Source organism: Mycobacterium intracellulare ATCC 13950 (assembly GCF_000277125.1).
Taxonomy (GTDB): Bacteria; Actinomycetota; Actinomycetes; order Mycobacteriales; family Mycobacteriaceae; genus Mycobacterium; species Mycobacterium intracellulare.
The window spans coordinates 2,070,316-2,093,331 of the sequence record NC_016946.1; the positions used below are offsets into that span (position 1 = coordinate 2,070,316).

The 23,016-nt window shown below is 70.2% G+C and carries 9 protein-coding genes; 8 read left to right on the forward strand and 1 reads right to left on the reverse strand.

All coding sequences use genetic code 11. The features are described from left to right. Window positions 1-20: 20 nt before the first annotated feature. Window positions 21-1,658, reverse strand: a complete 1,638-nt coding sequence (locus OCU_RS34760; protein WP_014379792.1) for a (2,3-dihydroxybenzoyl)adenylate synthase — start codon at window positions 1,656-1,658, stop codon at window positions 21-23. 95 nt (window positions 1,659-1,753) lie between these two features. On the opposite strand from OCU_RS34760, the gene OCU_RS34765 reads away from it, so the two are divergent. Genes OCU_RS34765 through OCU_RS34800 form a run of 8 tightly spaced genes read left to right on the forward strand, consistent with a single transcriptional unit; the run spans window position 1,754 to window position 22,900 of the window. Further along, entirely contained in the window at window positions 1,754-5,257 is a 3,504-nt protein-coding gene (locus tag OCU_RS34765) for a non-ribosomal peptide synthetase (RefSeq protein ID WP_014379793.1), read from the forward strand. An 8-nt stretch (window positions 5,258-5,265) separates the two neighbouring features. Next, on the forward strand, window positions 5,266-6,036 hold the full coding sequence (locus tag OCU_RS34770; RefSeq protein ID WP_009955701.1) for a thioesterase II family protein: 771 nt from the start codon (window positions 5,266-5,268) through the stop codon (window positions 6,034-6,036). A gap of 5 nt (window positions 6,037-6,041) precedes the next feature. Further along, a complete protein-coding gene (locus tag OCU_RS34775; RefSeq protein WP_050782800.1) occupies window positions 6,042-7,361 on the forward strand; it encodes a beta-ketoacyl [acyl carrier protein] synthase domain-containing protein in 1,320 nt (439 codons plus the stop codon). Next, on the forward strand, window positions 7,361-10,408 hold the full coding sequence (mbtD, locus tag OCU_RS34780) for a mycobactin polyketide synthase MbtD (protein WP_014379794.1): 3,048 nt from the start codon (window positions 7,361-7,363) through the stop codon (window positions 10,406-10,408). Before OCU_RS34775 ends, mbtD begins: the two co-directional genes overlap by 1 nt. Before the next feature lies 1 nt (window position 10,409). Then, entirely contained in the window at window positions 10,410-16,985 is a 6,576-nt protein-coding gene (locus OCU_RS34785; protein WP_014379795.1) for a non-ribosomal peptide synthetase, read from the forward strand. Continuing rightward, window positions 16,982-21,421 carry a non-ribosomal peptide synthetase gene (locus OCU_RS34790; protein ID WP_014379796.1) on the forward strand — a complete coding sequence of 1,480 codons (4,440 nt, stop codon included), beginning with the start codon at window positions 16,982-16,984 and terminating at the stop codon, window positions 21,419-21,421. Before OCU_RS34785 ends, OCU_RS34790 begins: the two co-directional genes overlap by 4 nt. Further along, window positions 21,418-22,704, forward strand: coding sequence for an NADPH-dependent L-lysine N(6)-monooxygenase MbtG (gene mbtG, locus OCU_RS34795; RefSeq protein WP_008255571.1), 1,287 nt, complete (start codon window positions 21,418-21,420; stop codon window positions 22,702-22,704). Before OCU_RS34790 ends, mbtG begins: the two co-directional genes overlap by 4 nt. Further along, window positions 22,685-22,900, forward strand: coding sequence for an MbtH family protein (locus OCU_RS34800; protein WP_008255573.1), 216 nt, complete (start codon window positions 22,685-22,687; stop codon window positions 22,898-22,900). The genes mbtG and OCU_RS34800 overlap by 20 nt, the downstream gene beginning before the upstream one ends. Window positions 22,901-23,016 lie beyond the last annotated feature (116 nt).

Below are 23,016 nucleotides of genomic sequence, written 5' to 3' on the forward strand. Positions count from 1 at the left end.
ACCATACGCACGTCGTGGTGCTAGCGCGCCGAAATCTGGCCGGCGATCGCCTTTTTGTCGATCTTGCCGATCGGCGTGGTGGGCAGCGTGGTCATCGGAACCAAGACGTCGGGACGCGCGTGCGCGGCCACGCCACGCCCGTCGAGGTAGCCGTTAAGCTCCGCGAGCGATAGCTCAGGACCGTTGAAAACTATTGCCGCACAGATCTTCTCGCCCAGATAAGGGTCGGGGAGCGCCACCGCGGCCGCCGAGAAGATCGCCGGGTGGCTGTGCATCTGCTCCTCGAGGTCCGCCGCGGAGATGGTTTCGCCGCCGCGGCAGATGACGTCTTTGACGCGGCCTGTGACCACGACGTAGCCGTCGTCGGTGATCCGGACCAGGTCACCGCTGCGGAAGAAGCCTTGCGCGTCAAAGCAGCGCTCGTTGTCGCGCTCGGCGCGAAAGTAGCCGTTGAACGTGTAGGGTCCGCGGACCAGCAATTCGCCTTCCTCGCCGGGGGGCATGGGCTCGCCGGCCGCATTGACGACGCGCAGTTCGTCGGCGGCGGACAACGGCCGGCCCTGCGTGTGCTCGGTGAGTTCGGGCGGATCGTCGGGGCGCGTGTAGTTCAGCAGCCCCTCGGCCATCCCGAACACCTGCTGCAGGCCCGGCGTCAAGGCGGTGCGCACCAGGCGGGCGTCCTCGGGCTCCAGCTTGGCGCCACCGACTTGTAAGAGCCGCAAGGTTTTTGGAGTCACCGGTTCCCACTCGCAGGCCTGCGCCCACAGTTTGGCCAGGGCCGGCACCAGGGCGGTGACCGTGACGCCGTGGCGGTCGATGGCGGCGAAGGCCGCCTCGGGGCTGGGATCGGTGCCGAAGACGGTGGTGGCGCCCACCGTCATCGCGCCGAGCAGGCCAGGACAGGCGAGGGGAAAATTGTGTCCGGCCGACAGCACCGCCAGATAGACGTCATCGCAGGTGAGCCGGCAGAGTTCGGCGCTGGCCGTCGCGTTGAACACGTAATCGTCGTGGGTGCGGGGGATGAGCTTGGGTGTGCCCGTGGTCCCGCCGGAAACCAGAAGCAGCGCAGGCGATCCCGGGTCGGCCGAGGACGGCGGGCCGGGCGCCTGCTCGCACAACTGCGCCCACGAGGTGAACGGCCCCGGGTCGCCGTCGACGATGACGTGCCGCAGCGTGGGGTGTTCCTCGATGAGGCCGAGCGCCATCGTGCGATAGTCGAAACCCGCCGCGGTATCGGCGATCAACAGACCGGTGGCCGCGCTGACCGCGGCGAAATGCCCGAGCTCGGCGGCCCGGTGTCCCGGCAGGCACATCACCGGGACCGCCCCCGCCCGCAGCAACCCGAATAAGGCCACCGCGAACTGGCAGCTGTTCGGCAACTGCAGCAGCACCCGGTCGCCCGGCGCGATACCCAGTGCCCGCAGGCCGCCGGCCGCGCGGTTAGCCTGGTCGTCGAGGTCCGCATAACTGAAGCCGGTACCGCCCACGGCGTCGCGCACCGCGGTTCGATCGGGCCACTGCCGAGCCGCGTCGGTCAGGATCGTGTCCAGCGTCCGTCCCGCCCAATAGCCGGCCGCCCGGTAGGCGGCGGCGCGATCAGCGGGGAAGGGCACGAACCCGTTGAGGACTCCGGCCGGCGGCGTTGTGTTCGGGGTCATGGCTCCTTAGACGGGGGCTTAGTAGCGGGGATGCACGGAGTAAGGATAGGGTAACCAAAAAATTAGGGCAGCCTGTGCTAATTCAGGGAGGGTCTGTGGTGCACGCCCCGGCACGCTCGGAGGACATCCGGGCGGAGGTGGCCGAACTCCTCGGCGTCGACGTCGATGCAGTTCAGCCGGGTAGCAACCTCATCGGTCAGGGCCTGGACTCGATCCGGATCATGACCCTGGCCGGGCGCTGGCGCCGCCAGGGCATCGCCGTCGACTTCGCCACGCTCGCCGAAACGCCGACGGTCGAGGCCTGGGCGGAATTGGTCAACGCCGGCAAGCCGAGCGCTGATCGGCCGGCCGAGCCCGCCGATGCACCCGCGGACGCTGCGCGGTCCGGGGAGGACGAGCCCTTTTCGCTGGCCCCGATGCAGCACGCGATGTGGGTCGGCCGCCAGGAAAACCAGCAGCTCGGCGGCGTCGCGGGACACCTCTACGTCGAATTCGACGGCAGAGGAATCGATCCGGAACGCCTGCGCGCCGCGGCCACCGCGCTGGCACGGCGCCATCCGATGCTGCGGGTGCGGTTCCTGCCCGACGGCACCCAGCGCATCGCCCCGGCCGACGAGTTCGGCCCCTTCCCGGTCCACGTCGAGGACCTGCGCGAGCGGAGCACCGGCGAGGCCGACCGGCGGCTCGCCGCCATCCGCGCCGCCAAATCAAACCAGCAGCTCGACGGCGCGGTGTTCGAGCTCGCGGTGACGCTGCTGCCGGCCGAACGGTCGCGGCTGCACGTCGACCTGGACATGCAGGCCGCCGACGCGATGAGCTACCGCACCCTGATGGCCGACCTGGCGGCGCTCTACCTCGGCCGCGACCTGCCCGAACTGGGCTACACCTACCGGCAGTACCGCCAGGCCATCGAGGCCGAGGACGCGCGGCCGCAACCGGCCCGCGACGCGGACCGCGCCTGGTGGGCGCGGCGCCTTCCCGAGCTGCCAGACCCGCCCGCCCTGCCGACCACCGGGGGCCGCGCCGAGAACCAAAGCACCCGGCGCTGGCACTGGCTGGACCCGCACACCCGCGATGCGCTCTTCGCGCGCGCCCAGGCCCGCGGGTTCACCCCGGCGATGGCGCTGGCCGCGGGGTTCGCCAACACGCTGGCGCGCTGGTCGACCACCTCGCGCTTCCTGCTGAACGTCCCGCTGTTCGGGCGCCAGGCGCTGCACCCGGACGTCGACTCCCTGGTCGGTGACTTCACCTCCTCGCTGCTGCTCGACGTCGACCTCGCCCGCGCGAACACCGCGGCGGCACGGGCCCAGGTGGTGCAGGACGCGATGCGCACCGCCGCCGCCCATTCGGCCTATCCCGGTTTGGCGGTCCTTCGTGACCTCAGCCGTCATCGCGGCACCCAGGTGCTCGCGCCCGTCGTCTTCACCAGCGCGCTCGGACTCGGCGAGCTGTTCAGCTCCGACGTGACCGGCCAATTCGGCACACCGGGATGGATCATCTCCCAGGGGCCGCAGGTGCTGCTGGACGCGCAAGTCACCGAATTCGACGGCGGCGTCCTGGTTAATTGGGATGTGCGCGAAGGCGTCTTCCCCGCCGGCGTCATCGACGCGATGTTCGCGCATCACATCGACGAGCTGCTCCGGCTGGCCTCCGCCGACGAAGCCTGGGAGGCGCCGGGCCCCCCGGCACTGCCCGAGGCTCAGCGCGCGGTGCGCGAGGCGGCCAACGGCCGCACCGCCGAACCGAGCGGAGAAGCCTTGCACGACGGGTTCTTTCGGCAAGCCGAGCAACGACCCGATGCGCCGGCGGTCTTCGCCAGTTCCGGTGACCTCAGCTACGCGCAGCTACGCGACCAGGCGCTGGCCGTGGCGGCCGCGCTGCGTGCGGCCGGCGTCACCGCCGGGGACACCATCGCGGTGATGGGCCCCAAAACCGCCGAGCAGATTCCCGCGCTGCTGGGCATCCTGTCCGTCGGTGCCGTCTATCTGCCGATCGGCGTCGACCAGCCACGCGACCGCGCCGAGCGCATCCTCGAGTCCGGCGGGGTGAGCCTGGCCGTGGTGTGCGGAGGACAACGCCTGTCCATGCCGGTGCCCGAGGTGGTGCTCGCCGACATCCTCGGCGGCGCGCCCGCGAGCACCGAGATCACTTCAGCGAGAGTCGATCCCGCCGCGCTCGCCTACGTGTTGTTCACCTCCGGCTCCACCGGCGAACCCAAAGGCGTCGAGGTCACCCACGACGCGGCGATGAACACCGTGGAATTCATCGGCCGCCACTTCGACATCGGCCCCGCGGATCGATGCCTGGCCCTGTCGACCCTCGAGGGCGACATCTCGGTCATGGACGTGTTCGTCACCCTGCGCACCGGCGGCTCCATCGTCGTGGTCGACGAAGTCCAGCGACGTGATCCCGACGCCTGGGCCCGGCTCATCGACGCCCACCAGGTCACCGTGCTGCATTTCATGCCCGGCTGGCTCGAGATGCTGGTCGAGGTCGGCCGCGGGCGGCTGTCCTCGGTGCGGGTGGTGCCCACCGGAGGCGACTGGGTGCGCCCCGAGGTGGTGCGCCGGCTGCGGGTCGAAGCCCCCGGCGTGCGCTTCGCGGGACTCGGGGGTGCGACCGAAACCCCGGTGCACAACAGCATTTTCGAGGTGACCGAGCCGATACCCGACGACTGGACGGCGCTGCCCTTCGGCGTCCCGCTGCCCAACAACGCCTGCCGCGTCGTCGACGACACCGGCGCCGACTGTCCCGACTGGGTGCCCGGCGAGTACTGGGTGTCCGGCCGCGGTATCGCGCGCGGCTACCGCGGACGCCCCGATCTCACCGCCGAACGCTTCGTCGAACACGACGGCCGAATCTGGTATCGCACCGGCGATCTGGTCCGCTACTGGCCCGACGGCACCCTCGAATTCGTCGGCCGCGCCGACCACCGCGTCAAGATCAGCGGGTACCGCGTCGAGCTCGGCGAGGTCGAGACCGCGTTGCGGCGCGTGCCGGGGGTGCGCACGGCGGTGGCCGCGTTGATCGCCGTGTCCGGCGAATCCGATGTGCTGGCCGCGCAGGTGTGCGCTGACGATGCCTCCGTGACCGCCGAGGGAATCCGGCAGGCTCTCGCCGACCTCGTTCCCGCGCACATGATTCCGCGCCACATCACGGTCGTGGAGCGGATCGGTTTCACCGATGCCGGAAAGCTCGACCGGCGCGCCGTGGCGCGCGAATTGGAAAGCGCCGTTTCGCAATCGCAGCGGCCGGGCCACCGCGCGCCGTCGACGCCACTTCAATCCGCGCTCGCCACGATCGTGGGCGACCTGCTCGGCCGGCAGAACATCGGTATCGACGACGACTTCTTCGCCCTCGGCGGTGACTCGGTGCTGGCCACACAGGCGGTGGCGCGAATTCGGGCCTGGCTGGACGCGCCGGACATCATGGTCGCCGACATCTTCGCCAACCGAACCGTGTCGGCGCTGGCCGCGGTCCTCGGGGCCGGTGAGCGCGACCCCGGCCGGCTTGACCAGGTCGCCGAGCTATATCTGGAGGTTATCGGCATGGACGCCGAATCGGTTCTGGCGGCCTCTCAGCAACCCGCGAAATCGTAAACGGTGCAATGACATTGAATAATCTGATCACCGTGTCTTCCACGTTCCCGTCCTGGATCAAGCTGACCCGGGGCCCCAACGACGGGTCGGCGGACCGCCGTGCGGGCGCCACGGTGGTATTCCCGCATGCCGGTGCGGCCGCCGCGAGCTATCGGGTGCTGGCGGCGGCGCTGGCCGCCGGCGGCGACACCTACGTCGTGCAGTATCCACAGCGGGCCGACCGCCTCAGCGAGCCCGCACACGAAAGCGTGCACGACCTGGCCGCCGGCCTCTTCCAGGCCGCACCATGGCCCAGCGTCGCACCGCTGACGTTGTTCGGCCACAGCATGGGTGCCGTCGTCGCCTTCGAATTCGCCCGCGTCGCCGAGACGCACGGTGCGGCCGTCCGCAAACTCTGGGTATCGGCGGGTCCGCCGCCGTGCGTCGTCGCCGACATGCCCGAACTGCCGACCAGCGACGACGGGCTGCTGGCGGACATCGCCGATCTGGGCGGCACCGACCCGGAACTGCTTGCCGACGAAGAGTTCTCGGAACTACTGACCACCGCGGTGCGCGCCGACTACGAGGCCTTCAATCGCTACGACCCGAGCCCCGACGTCCGCATCGGCGCCGACATCCACGTGTTGGGTGGCCATGACGACCACCGCATCGGGACCGGTGTGCTGCGCCAGTGGGAAAAACACACCGCGGGATCCTTCGCCGTGTCGCTGTATGAGGGCGGGCACTTCTACGTCTACGACCATGTCGACGCGGTCGCCGCGCAGGTGAATGCCGGGTGATACCGATGTCGAACGATGCGTATGACGCCGAGAGCGTCGACCCCGTGGTGATCGTGGGAATGGGTGTCGAGGCGCCCGGCGGCATCGAAAACGCCGAAGGGTACTGGGATCTGCTGGTGCACGGCCGGGAGGCACTGGGACCCTTTCCCACCGACCGCGGGTGGGCCGTGCGCGAACTGCTCGCCGGCTCGCGCCGCAGCGGTTTCAAGGAGATTCACGATCGCGGTGGATTCCTCAGCGGGGCAACCACATTCGACCCGGAATTCTTCGGCATCTCGCCCCGCGAGGCCGTGGTGATGGACCCGCAGCAGCGGGTGTCGCTCCGCGTGGCCTGGCGCGCCCTGGAAAACAGCGGCATCAATCCCGACGACCTTGCCGGCCACGACGTGGGGTGCTTCGTGGGCGCCTCCGCCACGGGCTACGGGCCCGAGATGGCCAGGTTCTCCGAACACAGCGGCCATCTGCTCGCCGGGACCGCCCTCAGCGTCATCTCGGGCCGCATCGCCTACACGCTGGGATTGGCCGGCCCGGCACTGACCCTGGATTCCTCGTGCGCGTCCGCGCTGGTGGCCTTCCACGTCGCGGTGCGTTCCCTGCAGAACGACGACTGCGACATGGCCATCGCGGGCGGGGTCAATGTGCTCGGCTCACCGGGGTTCTTCGTCGAGTTTTCCAAACAACACGCCCTCTCCGATGACGGCTACTGCCGCCCCTACAGCGCGCAGGCCAGCGGAACCGTGTGGGCCGAGGGGGCGGCGATGTTTGTGCTGCAACGCAAATCGGCCGCGGTGCGCGCCGGCCGCCGGATCCTGGCCGAGGTGCGCGCCACCGCCATCAACCAGGACGGGCGCAGCGCCGGGCTCAGCGCCCCCAGTGGCGACGCCCAGGTCCGCCTCTTCCAGCGGGCCATCACCCTGGCCGGGATCAAGCCCGCCAAGGTGGGCATGATCGAGGGGCACGGCACCGGCACCCGGCTCGGCGACCGCACCGAATTGCGCTCGCTGGCACAAACCTACGGCGACACCGAGGCCGGCGCCGGGGCGCTGCTGGGGTCGGTGAAGTCCAACGTGGGCCACTCGTTGGCCGCCGCCGGCGCGCTGGGACTGGCTAAGGTGCTCGTCTCCGCCGAACACGGGGCCGTCCCGCCCACGCTGCACGCCGACAACGCAAGCCCCGAAATCGACTGGGACAAACAGGGTTTGCGGCTGGCGCAGACCCTGACACCGTGGCCCGCGACCGACGGGCAGCGCATCGCCGCGGCGTCCGCATTCGGGATCGCCGGCACCAACGCGCATCTGATCGTCTCCGTTCCCGAGGTCGCCTGATGCTCACCCATCATCTGCCGGACGGGCGCATCCCGGTGCTGCTCAGTTCCCACGACCCGGAGCTGATCCGCCGGGACGCCGCGGCGATCCTCGATTACCTGGGCCGCATCGACTCGCCGAACGCGACCGCCGCGATCGCATCCACCCTGCTGCGGCTGCGGCGCCCCCGCCGGCACCGCGCCGTGCTGCGCGCGGCCGACGCCGCCGAGCTGGCCGCCGGGCTGGCGGCGATCGCGCGGGGCGAGGAACACGAGCTGGTCACGCACTCCGCGAAGACCACGCCGCCGCGCATCGCGTTCGTGTTCCCCGGCCAGGGAAATCAATGGCAGGCGATGGGCGCCGGCGCCTACCGGGAGCTGCCCGCCTACCGGGAGGCGGCCGACCGGTGCGCCGAAGAGTTCGTCGTCGCCGGATTCGCCTCTCCGCTGCCATATCTGGTGGGGGAGGAAGAGCGTAGCTGGTCACGTCCCGAAATTCAGGGAGCGCAGTTCACCCACGCGGTCAGCCTGGCCGAGGCATGGCGATGCTGCGGTGTGCTGCCCGATATCACCATCGGCCACAGCCTCGGCGAGGTGGCGGCGGCCTATGTGGCGGAGGCGATCTCGCTGCCCGACGCCGTCGCCCTCGTGGTCGCCCGCGCCACCGTGGTCGGCCGGCTGACGGGCCGCTACGCGATGGCGGTGCTGGGCGCCGGCCTCGACGTCGCCGAGTCGCTGCTGGCCGAGGCGCCCGGCTGGGTGGAGGTCTCGGCGGTCAACGGCCCGTCGTCGACCGTGGTCGCCGGCGATCACGACGCGGTGGCCGCCGCGGTGCGCCTGGCGCAACAGCGCGACGTGTTCACCCATCAACTGTCCGTCGACTATCCGGGCCACACCAGTGCGCTGCGGCCATTGCGTGCCAGCCTGGCCGAGCTGACGCCGCGGTCGGCGTTCCGGGACGGGCCGGTGCGCTTCGTCGGTTCCACCCGCGGTGCCGAGTTGGGCGAAGGGACCGATTTCTCGGACTATTGGTATGAAAACCTCTGCGGCACCGTGCGCTTCGATCTTGCCGTGCAGTACGCCCGCGCCTGCGGGGCCGACACGTTCGTGGAGCTCTCGGCGCACCCCTCACTGCTCTATCCGCTGGGCGACATCGTCGGCGACGAGTCGGTTGTCGTCGGCTCGGGCCACCGCGAGCGGCCGGTCACCGAGTCGCTCTCGGCGAGTATCGCCGCGGTCGCGACCGCCGACCCCGGCTGCCGGTGGGCCGATGCCGTCCCGAACGCTGATCAGCCTCCGCTGCGGGGCTTCCCGAACGCGCCGATGCGCGCGGTGCACCTCTGGGCGGCGCCGGAACGAGTGACCGAAGCGGCCTCACCGTCCGCGCCGACCGTGGCCGTCGAGGACTGGCAGCACGCCACCTCGCACACCGTTGCGACACGTCCCGACATCGGCTTCTTCGGTACGGACGCTCTCGCCCGTTCGCTCGCCGATGCCGTTGCGGCGCAAGGCGACTGCCGCGTGGTGGCACCGAACGAGGCGGAGGTCCTGGCAATCGTGGCGCCGCGTCTCGACGAGCACGACGCCACGGCCGCCATCGAGCAGATCGCCGCCCGTCCCGATGCCGGCCTACCCGACTACCCCGCGCTCATCGGGCCGCGATGCCGGGCCGTCTGGCTACTGACCGTCGGCGCCGAACAGGTCGATCGAGACGACACCAACCTCTCGCCGGCGCAGGCGGCCCTGGCGGCGATGCATCGCAGCGTCGGGTTCGAATTCCCCGACCAGGCCTTCGGACATCTCGACCTCGAGCGGGCAGATGTGGACGCCGCGACCGCGCGGGCCGTCGCCGACGTGCTGTCGGGCGACGCGGCCGAGGTGGCATTGCGGGGCGGCGAGCCGCCGCTGAGCCATGTTCGAAGCCACGTCCGGACATTCCGCGAATGCGGCGAATCGGCGACCAGCCGGGCCCTCGACGCCGCCGCCCTGGACGACGTGGTGATCACCGGCGGCAGCGGGGCGATCGGCCTGCAGTACGCGCGGTACTGCCTCGAACGCGGGGCGCGGACCGTCACCCTGTTGAGCCGCACCGGCGTGGACCCGGCCGCGCTGCGCGAGCTCGCCGACGGCCACGGCGCCGAAGTGCGTGCCCCGCAATGCGATATCACCGACCGCGCCGCACTGGCCTCCGTGGCCGCGACGCACGCGGGTTCGGGGGCGTCGCTGCTGATCCACACCGCGGGCATCGCGCAGGCACGCTCGCGCGCCGACCTCACCGGTGTCGATGTCGCGGCCGTGTGCGACGCCAAGGTCCGCGGTTTGGCGCTGATGGCCGAGGTTTGGCCGCTGCGGCCGGACTGCCGAATCCTCGCCTGCTCGTCGGTGTTCGGGACCTGGGGCGGCTACGGCCACGCGGCCTACGCGGCGTCCAACCGGATGCTCGATGTGCTGGCCGCCCAGCTGCGGGCCGACGGCCGCGACTGCACGGCGATCCGGTGGGGGCTGTGGCAGGGCGCCGGGGTGGTGGTCGGCAACGAGATCACCCGCACCGAACGCTCGGGCCTGGTGGCGATGGAGCCGGAGGCGGCGATCGAGGCCAGCCTGCACCGCTACGACGGCGACCCGCTGATTTTTGACGCCGACTTCGACCGGCTGCAGGTGTTCTTCGAAAGCCAGGGAATGCCAATGCCGTTCAGTGCTTCGCACAGCGGTGACGGCGGCGCAAAAGAAGACGTCGCCGTCGCGAAGCCGCTCGCCGAGGTGGTACGGGCCGAATTGGCCGCGACGCTGCATCTGGGTGATTCGCTGTCGATCGACCCGGGCACCTCCCTCATCGACCTTGGGGTGGACTCGTTACTCGCCCTCGATTTGCGTAAGCGGCTGCGGCGGACGGTCGGGAATTCGGTTCCGGTGGCCCGCATGCTCGGCGGCATCACCGTCAACGAGCTGATCGACGCGCTGCGCGCCGACTCATCCGGTGGCCCCACGCCGCCGCCCATCGAGCGCACCGGCGCCGCCAACGGTGCGCACCACTCAACGCTCGCGATGCTCGAAAGGTTGGACTCCTAGCGTGACAGACACCACCGGCGCCGGCACCCGTCTCGACGAGGAACGCTTGGAACTGCTGCGCCGCAAGCTCGCTGAACGCGGCCTGGCCAGGCCGACGGGCGCGGCTTCCGTGACCACCTACGACGAGCCGCGCATGTCCGCCGGCCAGCACCGGATGTGGTTCGTGCAGTCAGTCGATCCCGACAGCGCGCTGCTCAACATCTGCGTCTCCTATCGCCTCATCGGCGCCGTGGACGCCGCTCGGCTACATCGCGCCGTCGATGCCGTCGCCGCGCGTCACCCCGCACTGCATACGACGTATGACACCGACGGTGACGGCGACCCGCGGCCCGTCGTCCGCGACGACCTACACCCCGAATGGTCCGAGCACGACCTGTCCGGGCTGGCCGATCAAGCCCGCCGGTTGCGGCTGGATGTGCTGGCGCAGCGGGACTTTCGCCGTCCGTTCGACCTGAGCAAGGATTCACCCCTGCGCGTCACCGTGGCGCACCTGGGTGCCGACGAGCTGATAATGCTGATCACCGCGCATCACATCGCCTGGGACGACGGCTCGTGGGCGCCCTTTTTCGCCGACCTGACCCGTGCGTACACCGACCCGGACGGCTTTGCCGCGGCGCCGGCGCTGCCGGATCTCGCCGCCGACCCGACCGCGATCCGTCAGGCCGATCTGGACTACTGGCGGCCGCTGATGGCCGATCTCCCGGAGCCACTGGAACTTCCCGGCCCCAATGGGTCGGTGGTGCCCAGCACCTGGCGCGCGCAACGCGCGACCGCGCCGCTGTCGGCGGACGTCGTCGACCGGGCGGCCGCGCTGGCCCGCGAGACGGGCGCCACGCCTTACATGGTGTTGATGGCCGCGTTCGGCGCCCTGGTGCACCGCTACACCCAGTCGACGGACTTCCTGTTCGCGGCCCCGGTGCTGAACCGCGGGGTGGGAACCGAGGATGTCATCGGGTACCACGGCAACACCGTGGTGGTCCGGCTGCGGCCGCGGCCACACCAGACGTTCCGCGAACTGCTGGCCCAGACCCGGGACGGCGCGGTGGGCGCCTTCGCTCATTCGCGCGCCGACCTGGATTGGCTGGTGCGTGAGTCGAATCCGGACCGCCGGCACGGCGCGGACCGGATGACCCGGGTCAGCTTCGGACAGCGGGAGCCCGACGGCGCCGGCTTTTGCCCGCCGGGCGTGCGCTGCGAGCGCGCCGAGTTGCGCGGTCATTTCAACCAGCTGCCGCTGAGTCTGATGGTCGAGTTGAACCGCACGCCGGATGGCCTGGGCGGCGGCGTCATCGAGGCCGAGTACCTCGTCGAGGTGCTGGATCAGCAGCTGGTGCAGCAACTGCTGCGCCACTACGCTGCCCTGCTGGACAGCGTGCTGTCCGACCCCGACGTGACGCTGTCGGCGTGCGCGCTGATGAATGACGAAGACGCCGAGTGGCTGCGGTCCGTGTCGACCGGTGAAGAATTCGTCACCCCGGCCAGCACCTTGTCCGAGCTGGTCAGCCGGCGAGCGGCGCGCACGCCCGACGCCGTTGCGGTCGTCTACGAAGGGCGCGCCTACACCTACCGCGAAATCGATGAAGAGTCGAACCGCGTGGCGCACTGGCTCATCGAGCAAGGAATCGGCACCGAGGATCGCGTCGCGGTCCTGCTGGACAAGTCACCCGAACTGGTCATCACCGCGCTGGGTGTGCTCAAAGCCGGTGGCGTCTACCTTCCGGTGGATCCCACCTACCCGGAGGACCGGCTGAGCTTCATTCTCGGGGATGCGGACGCCAAACTGGTGCTGCACGAACCGGTTTCCGGATTGGAGGGCTATCCGACCACGGCGCCCACCGCGTTGCTGCGGCCGCTGAGCCCGCAGAACACCGCGTACCTGATCTACACCTCGGGTTCGACCGGACTGCCCAAGGGCGTGCCGGTGCCCCACGCGCCCATCGCCGAGTACTTCGTCTGGTTCGGCGACGAGTACCGGATCGACGAGACCGACCGGCTGCTGCAGGTCGCGTCGCCCAGTTTCGACGTGTCGATGGGCGAAATCTTCGGCACCCTGATCATGGGTGCCCGGCTGGTGATTCCGCGCCCGGACGGACTGCGCGACATCGGCTACCTCACCGATCTTCTGGCGCGCGAAGGCATTACGTCGATGCACTTCGTGCCGTCGCTGCTGGGACTCTTCCTGTCGTTGCCCGGTGTCAGCCAGTGGCGCACGTTGCGGCGGGTGCCGATCGGCGGGGAGGCCCTGCCCGGCGAGATCGCCGACAAGTTCCACGCCACCTTCGACGCGTCGCTGCACAACTTCTACGGACCGACCGAGACGGTCGTGAACTGCACCAGCTACCCGGTGGAAGGCGCCCAGGGCACGCGCATAGTGCCGATCGGCCGGCCCAAGATCAACACGCAGGTGTACCTGCTCGACAACGCGCTGCGGCTCGTCCCTGCCGGGGTGATCGGTGAGATCTACATCGCCGGAACGCATGTCGCGCACGGATACCACCGCAGGCCGCAGCTGACGGCCGAGCGCTTTGTCGCCGACCCGTTCACCCCGGGCGGGCGGATGTACCGCTCCGGCGACCTGGCCCGGCGTAACGCCAATGGCGACATCGAGTTCGTCGGCCGCGCCGACGAGCAGGTAAAGATCCGCGGCTTCCGCATCGAGCTGGGCGAGATCGCCGCCGCCATCTCGGTCGACCCCAGTGTCGGGCAAGCCGTCGTCCTGGCCATGGACCTGCCGCAGTTGGGCAAGAGCCTGGTGGGATACGTGACTCCGGCCGAGGGCGCCGGCACGGAAACCGTTGACGTCGAACGCATCCGCGCCCGGGTGGCCGCCGCGCTGCCGGACTATATGACCCCTGCCGCCTACGTGGTGCTCGACGAGATCCCCATCACCGCCCATCAAAAGATCGACCGCGCCGCGCTGCCGCAACCGCAACTGGCGGCCGGCACCGAGTACCGCGACCCGACGACCCCCACCGAAATCCGGGTCGCCCAACTGTTCTCGGGGCTGCTCGGACACGAACGGGTGGGCGTCGACGACTCGTTCTTCGATCTGGGCGGCCACTCGCTGGTCGCCACCAAGCTGGTCACCGCGATCCGCGCGGAGTGCGGTGTGGAACTCGGCATCCGCGACGTGTTCGAGCTCGCCACCGTGGGCCTGCTGGCGGAGCGGATCGACCAGCTGAGCTCGGGCCAACTGACGCAGTCGCGCCCCAGACTGATCGCAACCGCACACGACGAACCGATGCCGCTGTCGGCGTCGCAGCTGCGCAGCTGGTTCGCCTATCGCCTGGACGGGCCCAGCCCGGTCAACAACATTCCCTTCGCGGCCAAGCTGACCGGTCCGTGGGACATCGACGCGCTGATCGCCGCCGTCGGCGATGTCCTCGCGCGGCACGAAATCCTGCGCACCAGCTACGTCGAGCTGGACGGCGTGCCCTATCAGGTTGTGGGCCCGGCCGGGGTCGAGGTTCCGGTGCGCCGCGCGGAGGGCGTCGGCGAGGCGTGGCTGCAAGAGCAGCTCGACATCGAGCGGCGCCATTGCTTCGAGCTGGACTCGGAACTGCCGATCCGGGTCGCGGTGCTGCGCACCGAGAACGCGGACGAGCACGTGCTGTCGGTGGTCGTGCACCACATCGCCTCTGACCATTGGTCGGCGGGTGTGCTGTTCTCCGACGTGATGACGGCCTACCGGGCCCGACGCGGTGGCGAGGCGCCGTCCTGGGCGCCGCTGCGCGTGCAGTACGCCGACTACGCGGCATGGCAGCGCACGTTTTTGGGGGACGCCAGCGGCCAGGAGTCCGCTATCGCCGCCGAGCAGCGGGAGTACTGGACCCGCAAGCTGGCCGGGCTGCCGGAGGACACCGGGTTGCGCCCGGACTTCCCCCGCCAGCCGGTGCCCAGCGGGGAGGGCGAATCCGTCGACTTCCAGATCGACTCGGCCACCCGCGCCAAGCTCGGCGAGCTGTGCCGCGAGTTGGGCATCACCGAATTCATGCTGCTGCAAACGGCTGTGGCAGTGGTGCTGCACAAGGCCGGTGGCGGCGTGGACATTCCGTTGGGCACCCCGGTCGCCGGCCGCACCGAGGCCGAATTGGACCAACTGATCGGCTTTTTCGTCAACATCCTGGTGCTGCGCAACGACATGGACGGCAATCCGACGCTGCGCGAACTGCTGAAACGGGCCCGCGAGACGGCCCTGGCCGCCTACGCCCACCAAGACCTGCCGTTCGACCGGGTGGTCGACAGTGTCAGCCCGGTGCGCTCGCTGTCGCGCAACCCGCTGTTCCAGGTCGTCGTGCACGTCCGGGATCACCTGTCCGCCACGCGGGTCATCGAAACCGCCCCCGCGGGCGGCGATGGACGCGACACCGTGTGCACGTCGCTGGACCCCATCTTCGACATGGCCCACGCCGACCTCAGCGTCAACTTCTTCGGCACCGACGGCACCGACGACGTCGGCTACAACTGCAATGTCATCTTCCGTACCGAGCTCTACGCCAGAACGACCATCGAGCGGTTGGCGCAATGGCTGTCGCGTGCGGTCGCCGTGTTCGCCGAGGATCTCGACTTGAGCCTGCGCGACGTTGCGCTGATCGATGCGGGAGAACAGCACCGCATCCTGCAGGACTGGAGCCGCGGGGCGCCGGCACCGCACGACAGGCCGCGCACCATACCCGAGCTGCTGGAACCGAGTCGGGCATGGGACGCGGATCGGATCGCGGTGCGCTGCGGGGACGAGCGGATCGATTACCCTGCGCTGCACCGCCGTTCGGACAACCTGGCCGCGCTGCTCGCCAAGAACGGGGCGGGGCCGGGCGCGTTGGTCGGGCTGTCGACCCGCCGCAGCATCGACCTGGTCGTGGCGCTGGTGGCCATCATGAAGGCCGGCGCCGGTTACTTCCCCATCGACCCCGGTTACCCCTTGGCGCGAAAGCAATTCATGCTCGAGGACGTCGCGCCGCCGGTGGTGGTCGCAACGACCGAAGCGGTGGCGACCATGCCACACGTTGCGGGAGTCGAGTTGATTTCGCTGGACGATCCCCACGTGCGCGACCTGGTGGACAGCGATGACGTCGATCCCCAGTCGCGGGATTTGCCGCGGCCCCACCCCGACGACCCGATGTATCTGGTGTTCACCTCCGGATCGACCGGCAAGCCGAAAGGCGCGGTGGGCACCCATCGTTCGATGGCCGCCCGGCTGGATTGGCAGCTGCGGCACTACCCGCCGAGGACCGAGGACGTGCGGCTGGCGCAGGCGTCGATCACCTTCCTCGAAGGCGGGATGGAGATGCTGGCCGGCCTGGCCGCCGGCGCGACCATGATCCTGGCCGACGACGACGAGCACCGCGACCCCGAGGCCCTCGGGGAGTTGATGACCCGGTATTCGGTCGCCCAGGTGACCGCCGTGCCCAGCCTGGTCTCGGCGTTGGTGGACAGCCGGCCCGACGCCGTGCGCGCGCTGTCGCGGCTGGTGTGCGGTGGCGAGCCGGTCAGCACGTCGCTGCTGCAACGGCTGGTGTCGGTGTGCGCCGACGACGGTGCGACCGAGTTGCTGAACAACATCGGTTCCACCGAGACCTCCGGCGCGGTTTCCCGCGGGCCGTTGGGCCTGCCGAATCCGCTTGTCGGAAAGCCGGTCCCGGGCGCGCAGGCCTACCTCCTCGACGACGGGCTGCGTCCGGTGCCGGTCGGCGTGGTGGGCGAGCTGTACTACGCCGGTGACCAGCTGGCGCGCGGGTACTGGAAACGGCCCGCCCTGACCGCGACGCGGTTCGTCGCCAACCCCTATGGCGGGGAGCCCGGTTCGCGCTTGTACCGCAGCGGTGACCTGGCCCGGTGGACCGAGGACGGCCAACTGGAATTCGTCGGACGCTCCGACCACCAGGTGCAGGTCCGCGGCTTCCGGGTCGAGTTGGCCGAGGTCGAGGCGGCCCTCGCGGCGGCCGACGGCGTCGCCGCCGCGGCCGCGCGCACCTGGGAGGTGCACGGCGGCACGTCGCTGGCCGGATATGTTGTGCCCCAACGGCCCATCGTCGATGACGTCGACAAGGCGGCGTTCGCGGGGGAGGTGCGCGCCGCGATCGCCACGACCCTGCCGGGCTACATGATGCCGTCGTCGCTGACCGTTCTCGACGTCCTGCCCAAGACTGAGTCCGGCAAGTTGAACCGGCCCGGGCTGCCGCTCCCGGCGGTCAGCACCGGTGGCCTGACCGAACCGGCGCGCACGGACACCGAACGGGCGCTGGCCAAGGTGTTCGCCGAACTGCTTTCGACCCCCGAAGTGGGGCGCTTCGACGACTTCTTCGCCCTCGGCGGCGACAGCATCCTGTCCGTGCAGCTGGCCTCGCGGGCGCGCGCCGTCGGCCTGGCCGTGAGCCCGCGCATGATCTTCGAGAATCCGACGGTGCAGCAGCTGGCCGCCGCCGTGGACGCTCTGGGGAACGGGCAGGCTGACACCGAGCGGGACGACCAGGCGGCCGACGTCCGTTTCGAGCCGATGAGCACCTCCGGCCTCTCGTCCACGGATCTGGCTGCGGTGACCCAACTTTGGTCGTCGTCACGTGAGGGCACGACATGACGGCCGCCGACACCGACGTCGCGCCCGACATCGAGGACGTGATGGCGCTGAGCCCCCTGCAGGAGGGCTTGTACTCGCTGACCACGCTCGCCGAGTTCGCCGACGGCGAAGCCGCGGACGACCCGTACGTGATCGGCATGGCCGCCGACATCTCCGGCGCACTCGACGTCGCGCTGCTACGCGAGTGCGCGGAGAAGATGTTGGTGCGCCACCCGAACCTACGGGCCAGCTTCTTCAGCCGCGGCATCCCGCGGCCGGTGCAGATCGTGCCGTCCCGTGTCGAGTTGCCGTGGCGATCCGTCAGCGCCGCGCGCGAGGACGTGCCGGCGCTGGAAACCGGCGAACGCCGCCGGCCCTTCGACCTGGAACACGGGCCGGCCATCCGCTTCCTGCTGATCGAATTGCCGGGCGCGCAATGGCGTTTGGTGCTCACCGCCCATCACATCGTGATCGACGGCTGGTCGATGCCGGTGTTCATCAACGAGATGATGATCCTGTACCAGGCCGGCGGCGACCTGTCGGCGCTGCCCGTGGCGCCGCGGCCGTACCGCGATTACATCGGCTGGCTGGCCAGTCGCGACCCGGAGGCCAGCCAGCAGGTCTGGCGCCGGCACCTCGCCGGTCTGCCCGGCCCCACCCTGCTGGCCGCCGCCCTGGGCTTGGTGGAGACGACGCAGGGACGGCAGACGGCGCTGCCGCGCACCACCGAACTGCGGCTGCCGGCCGAGGCCACCGCGCGGTTGGTCGACGAGGCCCGTTCGCGTGGCATCACCGTCAACACCCTGATGCAGATGGCGTGGGCGCTGGTGTTGTCCCGTCTCACCGACACCGACGACGTGGTTTTCGGGGTCACGGTGTCCGGCAGGCCGCCCGAACTGACCGGTGTCGAGACCATGGTGGGTCTGTTCATCAACACCGTGCCCCTGCGGGTGCGGCTGGACCCGGCCGCCAGCGCCGGCGAACAATGTCGCGCCGTGCAGCGCGACGCCGCCCTGCTGCGCGAGCACAGCTATCTCGGGCACGCCCAATTGCGTGCCCTCGGCGGGGTCGGGGAGATGTTCGACACCCTGCTGGTCTACGAGAACTTCCCGATGAACGGGCTGTCCTCCAGTGGCGAATTGACCGCCGGCGGTGCGACCTTCCGGCCATCCGCCCTGCAAACCCTGTCGCATTTCCCGATCGCCGTCGCCGCCCACATGGATGCCGGCGAGCTGGTGGTGCTGATCGAAGTGATCGACGGCGCGCTGGGCGCCATTCCCGCGGCCACGTTCGGTCGTCGGGTGCTGTCCACCGCCGAGCGGCTGCTGCGGGATTGGGCGCGGCCGCTGCGCGAGATCAGCGTCCTCTTCGACGACGAGGTTGCCCCGCTGCGTGCCGCCGGGGCGCCCGCCGCGACGTCACCGCGGAGCATTCACGCGCGGTTCGCCGACGTCGTGGCCAGCGCGCCCGACAGCCCGGCGGTCAGCTGGGCGGGTGGCACGCTGAGCTATCGCGAGCTGGATGACCGGTCCACCCGGCTGGCCGCCCAGCTCGTCCGCAAGGGCGTCGCGCCCGAAACACCGGTCGCCATAAGCCTTTTCCGCGATCCGCAGTACGTCGTCGCGATACTCGCGGTGCTCAAGGCCGGCGGCATGTGCGTGCCGCTGGTGCCGGGGATGCCCCCGGAGCGGGTCACCTCGATCCTGCGCCAATCCGGCGCGTCGATCGTCCTGGACGACGAGCTGACCGCGCAGCTCCTCGAGGCCGGCCGGCCGCACGACGAATTCACGCCGGTCGACGTCGCGCCCGAACGGGCCGCGTATGTCGTGTTCACCTCGGGCACGACGGGAGAACCCAAGGGCGTCATCGGAACCCATGGCGCGGTGGGGGCGTACGCCGATGACCATCTGGACCGCGTGCTGCGGCCCGCGGCCGCAAGACTGGGCAGACCGCTGCGCATCGCCCACGCTTGGTCGTTCGCCTTCGACGCCGCCTGGCAGCCGTTGGTCGCCCTGCTCGACGGCCATGGCGTGCATGTGGTCGACGAGCAGACCCAGACCGATGCCGAGGCGCTGGTCGCGCTGATCGCCGAGCACGGCATCGACATGATCGACACCACCCCGTCGATGTTCGCCCAGCTGCAGGCGTTCGGCCTGCTGACCGACGTGCCGTTGACGGTGTTGGCGCTCGGGGGAGAGGCGCTCGGCAGCGCCGCCTGGGACCGAATCCGCGAGGCGTGCAACGCCACGTCGATGACGGCGTACAACTGCTACGGGCCGACCGAGACCACGGTCGAGGCGGTGGTCGCCGCGATCGCCGAGCACGACGAGCCCTGCATCGGCCGACCGACCCGGCACACCCGCGGATACGTGCTGGATTCCGGGCTGCGCCCGGTGCCGTGCGGCGCGACGGGCGAACTGTACCTGGGCGGCGCCCAGCTGGCTCGCGGCTACATCGGCCGCGCGGGGGAGACCGCGGCGCGCTTTGTCGCCGACCCCTTCGCGCCCGCGCAGCGGATGTACCGCACGGGCGACCTGGTGCGCCGATTGCCCGACGGCACAGTGCAATACATCGGTCGCGCCGACGCCCAGGTGAAGATCCGTGGCCACCGCGTCGAGCCCGGGGAGATCGCCGCCGCCCTCGAATCGCATCCCGCCGTCCGGCACGCCGGCGTGCTGGTACATCAGCACCGGGGAGCCCCGCGGCTGACCGCGTACGTGGCGACCACCGATACCGCGGGGGCCAAGCCGACGGCCACCGAACTGCGGGCCATGCTCGGCACCCGGTTGCCGCGCTACATGGTGCCGCAGCGCATCGTTGTGGTCGACGAAATCCCGTTGACCCCCAACGGGAAACTGGACGAATCCGCGTTGGCCGCCGCCGACGTCGCCGAATCAGCCGGCGGCGCGGCAACACCCGAGACCGCCACGGAATCCGCGCTGGCCGACCTGCTCGCCGAACTGCTCGGGCACCCAAGCGTCGACGTCACCGCGGACTTTTTGCAGCTGGGACTGGACAGCATCATGGCGTTGTCGGTGGTGCAGGCGGCCCGGGCGCGCGGAATGGCGCTGCGCGCCCGACTCATCCTCGACTGCACCAACATCCGCGAACTGGCCGAAGCGATCGACTCGGAAACCACCGCCGCGGCCCAGCAGGTGGACGAGGCAAGCGGGCCAATGCCGTTGCTGCCCAACGGCCGATGGCTCTACGAGCACGGCGACCCGCGCCGGCTCGCCCAGACCGAGGCCATCCGGCTGCCCGAGACGCTGCGCCGCGAACAGCTGGACGCCGCGCTGGCAAGCATCATCAACGGCCACGAGGTGCTGCGCACCCGGGTCGACCGCTCCACGATGACCTTGGTTCCGGTGCCGGACGCCGACGTCCTGGGGGCACTCGAAGAAGTTGAGGTGGACGCAGAGCTGGCCGCGGCGGTGCCGGCCCACGTCGCCCGGGCCGTCGACCGGTTGGACCCCGAACGGGGAACGCTGCTGGCCGCGGTGTGGCTCCGGCCCCCGGCCGGCGAGAGCGTGCTGTTGCTGGCCGCGCACGTCGTGGCGCTGGACCCGGCGTCGTGGCGGGTGATCCTCGGTGAACTCGGTGCCGCCCTGACTGCGGCGGCGACCGGTCACTCACCGGCCCCCGTACGGGAACACACCAGCTATCGGCGCTGGGCCGAGGCGCTCACCGCGCGGGCGCACGGCCTGGACACCACGCCGTACTGGGCGTCGGAGTTGGACGGCGACGACCCCGACCTCGGCGCCCGGCGGCTCGACCCTGACCGCGATCGGGCCCGCGATCTGATCGTCCGCAACGTCGCGACCGACGCCGACCTCACTCGCCGGCTGCTGAATTCGGGTCTGGCGTTGCCCACGCTGTTGGTCGCCGCCACCGCGGCGACGGTGACCAGCTGGCGCCGGCTACGCGGTCAGGCGACCCCGCCTCCGCTGCTGGCGCTCGAAACCCATGGCCGCGCGGACACTTTGGTCGATGGGCCCGGCGCGCACACCATCGACACCGGCGACACGGTCGGCCTGCTCAGCTCCATCTACCCGGTGCGGCTGGACTCCGACGACCCGCACAAGGTGGCGGAGAAGTTGGCCTCGATCCCCGGCGATGGCCTCGACTTCGGGTTGCTGCGCTACCTGCGGGACGACACCGCCGCGCGGCTCGCCGGCTTCCCGCCGCCGCAACTGCTGCTGAATTACCTTGGCGCCGCCCACACCGACGGCGGCACCGGGCTGACGCTCGAGCGCGAGCTGCTCGCCGGGGTGTCGCCCGTGCCCGAGCCCGATCTGGCGGTGCGCCACGAGCTCACCATCGCGGCGATGGTGCTGACATACGGCGGGGAGCGGGTGCTGGCGGCCCAGTGGCGCGCGCTGCCCGACATTCTCACGGACGCGGACATCACCGCGCTGCAAGGACTTTGGATCGATTCACTGCGGGAGGTGGTGAAATGAGCACACTGGCGATCGTGGGCGCCGGCGCCAAGGCGGTGGCCGTCGCCGCCAAGGCGTCGGTATTGCGCGACATGGGCGTCGAGGTTCCGGACGTGGTCGCCGTGGAACGCATCGGCGTCGCGGCGAACTGGCAGGCCAGCGGCGGCTGGACGGACGGTGCGCACCGGCTGGGCACCAGCCCGGAAAAAGACGTCGGCTTTCCCTACCGCTCGGCGCTGGTGCCGCGCCGCAACGCCGAGCTGGACGAGCGGATGACCCGCTACAGCTGGCAGTCCTACCTGATCGCCACGGCGTCGTTCGCCGAGTGGATCGACCGCGGCAGGCCGGCGCCGCCGCATCGGCGGTGGAGCCAGTATCTGAGCTGGGTCGCCGACCACGTGGGGATGAATGTGGTGCACGGCGAGGTCGAACGGCTGGCCGTCACCGGGGACCGCTGGGCGATCCACACCCATGAGACCACCGTGCACGCCGACGCGTTGATGATCACCGGGCCCGGCCAGGCCGAAAAGTCCTTGCTTCCGGGCAATCCGCGCGTCCTCTCGATCGCCCAGTTCTGGGACCGCGCCGCCAATCACGACCGGATCAGCGCGGAGCGGGTCGCGGTGATCGGCGGCGGTGAGACGGCCGCCGCGATGCTCAATGAGCTGTTCCGGCACCGGGTCTCGAGCATCACCGTCATCTCCCCGCAGGCGACGCTGTTCACGCGCGGCGAGGGGTATTTCGAGAACTCGCTGTTCTCCGATCCCACCAACTGGCCGGCCCTCACGCTGGCCGAACGTCGAGATGCCTTGGCCCGCACGGACCGGGGGGTGTTTTCGTCGAACGTGCAGGAGGCGTTGCTGGCCGATGACCGCATCCACCACCTGCGGGGCCGCGTCGCCCACGCGGTGGGCAGGCAGGGGCAGATCCGGCTGACGTTGTCCACCAACCGAGGAAGCGAGAACCTCGAGACGGTCCACGGGTTTGATCTCGTCATCGACGGCTCCGGCGCCGACTCGCTGTGGTTCGCACCGTTGTTCAGCCAGGACGCGCTTGATCTGCTCGAACTCGGTCTGGGTGGGCCACTGACTTCGGAGCGGCTGCAGGAGGCGATAGGTTATGACCTGTCGGTCACAGACGTCACCCCTAAGTTGTTCCTGCCCAACCTGTCCGGACTCACCCAGGGCCCCGGATTCCCGAACCTGAGCTGCCTGGGGCTGCTATCCGATCGGGTGTTGGGTTCCACCGTCAGCCCCTCCGCGTATCCCCTGAGAAGGAGACATGATGAGCGCCAACCCCTTTGACGACGACAACGCCACCTTCGTGGTGCTGGCCAATGACGAGAACCAGCACAGCCTCTGGCCGACCTTCGCCGACACGCCGTCCGGCTGGCGGGTGGTCTTCGGTGAAGCAAGCCGCGCGGACTGCCTGGAGTACGTGGAGCAGAACTGGTCAGATATCCGCCCCAAGAGCCTGATTGAGGCGCTCGCGGGGGAGTAAAGGCCCACCGCGGGGTCCTTGCACTATGCAGGCAGGGACGATTTCCCAGCCGCTGCACGCCTGCGGTACAAGGCTATTCGAGGTATGTCCCGCGTCGCCGCCGTAGCGTCGCCGTA

Excerpts from the sequence above, each read along its gene's own strand:
- mbtD (WP_014379794.1), top strand. The coding sequence starts at position 7,361 with ATGCTCACCCATCATCTGCCGGACGGGCGCATCCCGGTGCTGCTCAGT.
- OCU_RS34800 (WP_008255573.1), top strand. The coding sequence starts at position 22,685 with ATGAGCGCCAACCCCTTTGACGACGACAACGCCACCTTCGTGGTGCTG.
- OCU_RS34790 (WP_014379796.1), top strand. The coding sequence starts at position 16,982 with ATGACGGCCGCCGACACCGACGTCGCGCCCGACATCGAGGACGTGATG.
- OCU_RS34775 (WP_050782800.1), top strand. The coding sequence starts at position 6,042 with ATGTCGAACGATGCGTATGACGCCGAGAGCGTCGACCCCGTGGTGATC.
- OCU_RS34770 (WP_009955701.1), top strand. The coding sequence starts at position 5,266 with ATGACATTGAATAATCTGATCACCGTGTCTTCCACGTTCCCGTCCTGG.
- mbtG (WP_008255571.1), top strand. The coding sequence starts at position 21,418 with ATGAGCACACTGGCGATCGTGGGCGCCGGCGCCAAGGCGGTGGCCGTC.
- OCU_RS34760 (WP_014379792.1), bottom strand. The coding sequence starts at position 1,658 with ATGACCCCGAACACAACGCCGCCGGCCGGAGTCCTCAACGGGTTCGTG.